This window comes from Amycolatopsis orientalis DSM 43388 (genome assembly GCF_000411975.1).
Lineage (GTDB): Bacteria > Actinomycetota > Actinomycetes > Mycobacteriales > Pseudonocardiaceae > Amycolatopsis > Amycolatopsis orientalis_D.
The window spans coordinates 1-1,514 of record NZ_ASXG01000160.1 but is presented as its reverse complement, the minus strand read 5'-3'; the positions used below and the strand labels follow the sequence as shown (position 1 = coordinate 1,514).

Here is a 1,514-nt window from a genome sequence, read left to right as displayed (position 1 = left end):
ATGAGACACCCTCTGTCAACCTCAGGCCGCCGAGGGAGGCTGGTGGGCTTGCTGCCGGTTGCGAATGTGAATGGTCTCGTCGTAGCGGATGCGTTTGACCAGGCAGTGCCACAAGATTTCCAGCCATCGGTTCGCCAAAGCGCGCAGGGCCGAGTGATGGCTCTTCCCGGCGGCGATTTTCCCGTCGTAGAACTCCCGCGCCCATGCGCTGCGGGAGAGGCTGCAAAAGGCCCACTGATGCACGGCTGCGCCCAGGTAGTGGTTGTGCGCCAGACGACGGGCGACGACGAACTCGCTCCGGCCGGAGCGGCGGGTGACCGGGGCGGTTCCGCCGTAGCATTGCAGCCCGTTCGGTGTGGCGAACTGGGTGATGTCGTCTCCGATTTCTCCGGCTATCCGGGCGGCGAGCCGGTCCCCGAGTCCGGGGAAACTCAGGTAGATGTCACCGCCCGGGACCGCTTTTCCCGGATCGGGTTCCTTCGCCTGTGTTGCGTGGCCGCGGCGGGCCGTTCCGAGCAGCAGTTCGGCCATGCGGCGTTCCCAGGCCCGTCGTTGGTCGCGGATGGCCAGCAGCTGGGTCGCGGTCAGCGCGATCGTGCCGGTTTTCGCGCGCGCCAGGTAGTCTTTCACCGGCAGCCGGTCGGCGGCGAGGGCGTCGGCGACGCGGGCGGCGAACCGGTCGGGCCAGCCGTGGCTGGCGGCGCGGGCGAACGCGGCGATGTCGTGCGGGTCGGCCGCAGCGAGCTCGTCGTGGCCGGGCCAGCGGCTCAGCAGCTTGAGCATGACCGGCGAACCGAGGTTGCCGCCGGCGATGGCCAGCGCGGCAGGGAAGGTTGCCAGCAGGTCCGCGCGCAGCCGGTTGAGCAGCCGGCGCTCGTCGCGGGCGGCGCGTTCGTCGTCCCGGGCGATCGTGCGCAATTCTCCCGCCAGCTCGCCGTGCGGGATCAGTTTCCGCAATTCCAGAAACTGGTCCAATGCCAGCAGGCAGCAGATCCTGGCGTCTTCGGCGTCGTCTTTCTTTTTAGCCGGCCCGCGGCGGCGGGCCACCACGTCCGGATTGACCGGAAGAACAGTGAAACCGGCGTCGGCCAGCGTTTCCACCAACAGGCCGTGTCGGGTTTCCAGCACGACCCGCACGTCGGCCGGGTCGGTTTCCAGCTCCAGGCAACGGGCCACAAGCCGGTTGACTCCCGCTGCGGTGTGGTCGATACGGAATTGTTCGATCACCCCTTCTCCGGGGCGACCCAAGGCCACGTCGTGAAACGATTCCGCCCAGTCGATGCCTGCTCCAAGCAAATGCTCCGACTCCCTTCGCGTCCAGCAACGAAAAAACTGGAACCGGAGGCCGCGCGTCGTGCTGATAAACCAGTCCTCATCGGGACAACACCCTCCAAGACGACAAGCCTCCGGCTACAACCCCCGAGGACGCTGTCTCATTTCAGTCCTCGCAGGACAAGCACCAGAAGCGTTCCCCGGAGGTCCCAGCCATGAAAGAAGGTACCGCTATCAGCACC

At 66.8% G+C, this 1,514-nt stretch carries 1 protein-coding gene; it reads right to left on the bottom strand.

Annotated features, from left to right (window positions below; genetic code table 11):
* Positions 1-21 precede the first annotated feature (21 nt).
* The gene (locus tag L942_RS33440) at positions 22-1,296 is read right to left on the bottom strand and encodes an IS110 family transposase (RefSeq protein WP_037367968.1); all 1,275 of its coding nucleotides are present in this window, start codon (positions 1,294-1,296) and stop codon (positions 22-24) included.
* Positions 1,297-1,514 lie beyond the last annotated feature (218 nt).